A 5095-nucleotide genomic window follows, 5' to 3' on the forward strand; every position below is an offset into this window, starting at 1 on the left:
CAGCGGCGGCGGGGCGGAGGCGGGAGGACTGAGCGGGGCGGAGGGCTGCGTGCAACGGGCGCGGCGCATTGCACACAGCCCTCCGCCGTAGTGATCAGGTCGGGACCACTGCGCCGTGGTCCAAGTGCAGCCTCCGGCCGGTGAAGCGGGAGCGGGTTCGGCGGTCGTGGGTTACCACGACCAACGTGCCCGCGTACGTGGTCAGGGCCTGCTCCAGGTCCTCCACCAAACCCGGGGACAGGTGGTTGGTGGGTTCGTCCAACAGCAACAGGTCCACCGGTTCGGTCACCAGCCTGGCCAGCTCGATCCGCCTCCGCTGGCCATAGGACAGCTCACCCAGCCGCAGCCGCAGGTCCCCCGGCGTGAACAGGCCCAGCGCCAGCAGCCGGTCCGCCCACTCCTCCGGGTCGCCGCGCCCCGCCGCGAAGGCCTGCGCCACGGTCATCCCGCGCGGGAACGGCACGTCGTCCTGGCCGAGGTGGCCGACACGGCCCGGGACGACCGCCTGACCCGCGTCGGGCACCAGCTCACCGGACAGCACCCGCACCAGCGTGGTCTTCCCGGCACCGTTCGGGCCGGTGACCAGCAGCCGCTCCCCCGGCTGGAGGACCAGCTCCGGCACGTGCAGGCGGTCGCCGACCCGGACGTCCGACAGGGTGACGACCGACGTCGACGAGACCTCCAGGTCCGCCGTGAAGCGCAGCGGGTCCGGTGGCGGGGCGACCGGGGACTCGGTGAGCCGGTGCACCCGTTCCTTGGCGTTGCGGATGCGGCTCATCACCCCGTGCGCCCGGTCCCGCGCCCGGAACGGACCGGCGGCGAACACCGCCAGCGGCAGTTTGCGCGGGATGGCGTTCATGCGGGCCACATTGGAGGACGCGAGCCGCTCGTGCCGGGCCAGCTCGGCCTTCCACTCCTCGTACTCCCGCAGCCGCCGCGCCCGGTCCGCGGCCTTGGCGGTGAGGTAGCCCGCGTAGCCGTCGCCGTAGCGCCGGACGCGACCCTCCGCCACCTCCAGGACCGTCGCGGTCACGTTCTCCAGGAACACGCGGTCGTGGGTGATGGCCACGACCGTGCCGCGGTGGGCGCGCAGGTGCTGTTCGAGCCACGCCACCGCCTGGTCGTCCAGGTCGTTGGTCGGCTCGTCCAGCAACAGCAGCTCCGGCGCGGCGGCCAGGGTGGCGGCCAGCGCCAGCCGGGACCGCTCGCCGCCGGACAGGGTGCCCAGCGGGCGACTCCGGTCCAGGGCGGGCAGGCCCAGGCCGTGCAGGGCGATGTCCACCCTGGTGTCGGCCTCGTACCCGCCGCGCGCCTCGAACCGCTCGACCAGCTCGGCGTAGTGGTCGAGGTCGGTCAGGTCGAGTTCGAGGCGGCGGATCTCGGCCTCCAGCTCGCGCAGGTCGGCCAGGGCGAGGTCGATCGCGTCGGCGACGGTCGCGTGCGGCGGCAGGTCCAGGGTCTGCGGCAGGTAGCCGACCCCGCCGGGGGCCACCGCGGTGACCTCGCCGTGGTCGGGGGCCAGGCGGCCGGCGAGCAGGGCGAGCAGGGTCGACTTCCCGGACCCGTTGTCGCCGATGACGCCGACCTTCTCCCCCGGCTTCACGGTCAGGGTGACCCGGTCGAGCACCATTCGCGTATCAAATCGCTTGGTCACGTCGTGTAGGCACAGTTGCGCGGTGCGCAAGGCGAACTCCTGTTCTCGGCGCGCGCAAAGGGCAGCCGAGTTGATCGGTGGCAGAGGAAGAAATTCGGCGAAGCCGCCGCGGAGCGGTGCTCTACGCGGACCGGCGACCGATCACAGGAAGAAAATCAAGATCCCCATATCGATGACCACCGTACGGGAGAGTCAGTCGATCATCAAGGGGTTTCTGTTGACTGTGAGTAACACAACCACCAGCAAACGTGACCTGCATCACCACCATTGGTGCTTGTCTTGCCCCCGCACGTAACCAACGGTTACGTTCCCGGTCGCCAGATAACGGTTCTATCACCGGCCGGACACGGGCAAGCAGTCATCCCCCGGACTGCCGCCCGGCCTGGATCCCCCGCCAGGTGGCCGGTGGTAGGGCTCCCCGACGCAGGAGGCACTTCCCTTGGCTCGCCATAGGAAGTCCCGGGCGGATGAGCCGACCGTCTACACGGTCAGCGCAGCCGCACCGGGATACGTCGGCGCGCACCGCGCCGAACCCGATCGCAGGCTCCCGAAGAGACTCGCCGGTGTGGCCGTCGCGGTCGGCATCGTGACCGGCGCAGGCGCGGCGGCACACGCCGTGACCAGCGGCACGCTCAACCCGATGGCCGGTGGCGCCGAGTTCGGCGGACTGCCGGACGAGAACGTCCGCACCGGCAAGGTCGAGACCGTCCACGCGGTGAACCTCGGCGACGAGACCGCCCGCATCATCCGCCAGGAGCACCTCACCGCGCTCCAGGCCTTCAACCAGGCCAGCGGTGTCGCCCAGAGCGGTTACCAGGCCCGTCAGCAGGCAGCCGCCGAGGCCGCCGCGAAGGCCGCGCACGAGGCCGCCGAGGCCCGCAAGTCGCCGACGCAGCGCCAGGTCGAGGCGTGGGCGCGGGAGGCGATCGCCATCCTCGCGGCCAACGGCACGCCGATCGACAACAACAGCGTCGACGAGATCTGGACGATCGTCCAGAAGGAGTCCAACGGCGACCCCAGAGCCATCAACAACTGGGACTCCAACGCCGCGCGCGGCACGCCGTCCAAGGGCCTGATGCAGTGCATCGACCCGACGTTCCAGGCGTACAAGCTGCCCGGCCACGACGACATCTACAACCCGGTCGACAACATCATCGCCGGCGTCCGCTACACCTACGCCCGCTACGGCGGCTTCCACCGGCACCCAGGCCTGGTCTCCATGCTCGCCGGCGGCGGCTACCGCGGCTACTGATCCCCCGAGCGGCTCCCCGACCCCGGTGCCCTGTGGCGGGCCCCGCGTGAGGCTTCCCGGCTCGGCACGTGCCGAAACCCCGACACCGGCACGTGCCGAGCCGGGGACCGTCGAACGGCGGCCACCGGACGGCGGTCGGTGGTCACCGCCCGACGGGCGACGGCGGTCTTGCGGCGCTACCCGGGTAGCGCGTCCTGCACGGCGCCCCCGGCCGCGACCTCTCCGGCCACACCCATACGCCGCATCCGACACCCCGCACCCGACTGCCGCGTCGTGCAGCCGGGTGCGAAGGCGTACGGGTCAGTTCAGGGAGTGGAGCGGGGGCAGGGGGACGCCCAGCAGGTGGCGGGCGCAGTTCGCGCAGATCGGCCAGCGCCGCCACGTGTGGCACGAGCCCGAGTACACCGGGAGGCACAGCGCCCGGCACACCGCGCGGTAGCGCTCGCCGAGGTGTGCGGAGTGGTGGGTGGGCGCGTTGGCGGGCACCAGGTGTCGTTCTTCCGCGAAGACACCCGGCAACAGGCGACCGGTGGTCACGACTCCTCCCGAGAACTCGTCGGGGGAGGCGGGGACTTCGACCGCGGGTGGGACCGGAGGGTCGGCCGTGGCCAGCGCCGGCACAGCCACGGCGACCGCCTCCGGGTTCGCGGGCGGTGCGGGCCGGGGTACCGACGCGACCGGGCGGGTTCCGGTGTCACCCACGGCCGGACGGCTCCCCCTTCGCGCCCGGTCGTAGGCCCGGCTCCACGGGTGCCGTCGCCTGCGAACGGCTCCAGCATGCGCCGAGTGCCTTACAACCCGCTTACATCCCTTGCGGTCGCCCGTACCCCGGCTGGACGGGACCGACCGGGCCAGTCCCATGACCCCACTGCGCGGCCGCGTGCGTACGACGCGAGCGCACGCGCTCCTGCAGCGCGCACACACCACCGACCAGCAGGAGGCTGCCGTAGGTGATGAGCGCCGAGGCCCACCAGGGCAGGAAATCGTCAAAGAAGGACACCGACGCGACAGCGAACACCCCGCCGCCGATGAACGACCCCGCGTGGACCGGGCGCTTCCCCATTCGCTGATCGTAGTGTCAGGACGTCGTCCACAGGCTCAGCTTCTCGGGGTTGCGCACGGTCCAGATTCGCTTGATCCGGTCGTCCGCGATCTCGAAGGCGAACACCGACAGCGTGACGCCGTCCTGCTGGGCGATCAACCCGGGCCGGCCGTTGACCGTGCGCTCCTGCCGGGCCGCCGGGGTCGTGGGGGCCTGGGCGGCGCGGATGCGGCGACGGGCCGACGACGCCAGTTGGCGGCAGGCGGCGGGAGTGCGACCGGTGATCTCGGCGGATGTCCGCGAACGCGTAGCGGAACACGTCGTGCAGGACGAGGGCGACCCGCTCGGCCGGGGCGGCCGAGCACGCCGTCACCATCGCCGAACTGGAGTCGGCCCAACGCCTGCGCGCCGCACTCGCGGACCTGCCGCCGGACGCCCCGATCACCGTCGTCGGCGGTGGTTTGACCGGCATCGAGACCGCCGCCGAACTGGCCGCCCCGGGCCGGCGCGGGGTCACGCTGGTGTGCGACGGACAGCTCGGCCCCTCGCTGAGCGTGCCGGGTCGCCGGTACACCGAGAAGTGGCTGGCTCGACACGGCGAGACGGTGGCGCGGTGACCGGCAGGCGGGCCGACCCGGGGTGGGGGTGACCGGGCGGCAGTATGGAGCGGCCGGCGGGAAACCGCCGGTCCGGGCCGGGGGCCGAGGGTGATGCGGACCCTCGGCCCCCGCGTCCGCCGACGGCGTGGCCCTGCCAGGCACCCGGGGATGTCGGTGCCGCCCGCGTGACGAGAGCCTCCCGGGCTCCACCAGTGCTGCTCTACGCCGGCGGTCGGTGATGGGTTCAGCCGGGCACATCGGAATCCCGAAGCGTTCGACGAACGCCCAGTCCGCCGAGGCCAACCGGGCCTTCCGAACACGGCCAACGCAACGCCGCGCAGCGGCGCTCTTTCGCGCCGCAGGCGCTGCTTTTGCCCAGGCCTGCCAAGCCACAGGAAGGGCGTCGGTTCGTCCCCCGTACGGCCTGGGCGCAGCCCAACCACGCTTCGGTCCTTTCCGCAACCACGCTTTACCGGTTGCGGAAAGGACCGAAGCGTGGTTGCCTCCGGCAGGCCGTACGGGGGACGAACCGACGCCCTTCCACCCCC

At 72.2% G+C, this 5095-nt stretch carries 5 protein-coding genes and 1 pseudogene; 2 read left to right on the top strand and 4 right to left on the bottom strand.

Annotated elements, in window-relative coordinates; all coding sequences use genetic code 11:
- Nucleotides 1–94 precede the first annotated feature (94 nt).
- Nucleotides 95–1684 carry a TlrC/CarA/OleB/SrmB family ABC-F type ribosomal protection protein gene (locus RIN75_RS42940; RefSeq protein ID WP_309117866.1) on the bottom strand — a complete coding sequence of 530 codons (1590 nt, stop codon included), beginning with the start codon at nucleotides 1682–1684 and terminating at the stop codon, nucleotides 95–97.
- A gap of 856 nt (nucleotides 1685–2540) precedes the next feature.
- Here RIN75_RS42940 and RIN75_RS42945 point away from each other — a divergent pair.
- Nucleotides 2541–2906, top strand: a pseudogene (locus RIN75_RS42945) (transglycosylase SLT domain-containing protein); the annotation flags it as partial.
- Between the two features lie 300 nt (nucleotides 2907–3206).
- Here RIN75_RS42945 and RIN75_RS42950 read toward each other — a convergent pair.
- From RIN75_RS42950 to RIN75_RS44340, 3 genes are all read right to left on the bottom strand, one after another.
- On the bottom strand, nucleotides 3207–3608 hold the full coding sequence (locus tag RIN75_RS42950) for a hypothetical protein (protein ID WP_309117867.1): 402 nt from the start codon (nucleotides 3606–3608) through the stop codon (nucleotides 3207–3209).
- Between the two features lie 100 nt (nucleotides 3609–3708).
- On the bottom strand, nucleotides 3709–3969 hold the full coding sequence (locus tag RIN75_RS42955; RefSeq protein WP_309117868.1) for a phage holin family protein: 261 nt from the start codon (nucleotides 3967–3969) through the stop codon (nucleotides 3709–3711).
- Nucleotides 3970–3984: 15 nt separating this feature from the next.
- The gene (locus tag RIN75_RS44340) at nucleotides 3985–4107 is read right to left on the bottom strand and encodes a hypothetical protein (RefSeq protein WP_375296103.1); all 123 of its coding nucleotides are present in this window, start codon (nucleotides 4105–4107) and stop codon (nucleotides 3985–3987) included.
- Between the two features lie 224 nt (nucleotides 4108–4331).
- On the opposite strand from RIN75_RS44340, the gene RIN75_RS42965 reads away from it, so the two are divergent.
- Nucleotides 4332–4565, top strand: coding sequence for an FAD-dependent oxidoreductase (locus tag RIN75_RS42965; protein ID WP_309117869.1), 234 nt, complete (start codon nucleotides 4332–4334; stop codon nucleotides 4563–4565).
- Nucleotides 4566–5095 lie beyond the last annotated feature (530 nt).

Source organism: Saccharothrix sp., from assembly GCF_031180885.1.
Taxonomy (GTDB): Bacteria; Actinomycetota; Actinomycetes; order Mycobacteriales; family Pseudonocardiaceae; genus Actinosynnema.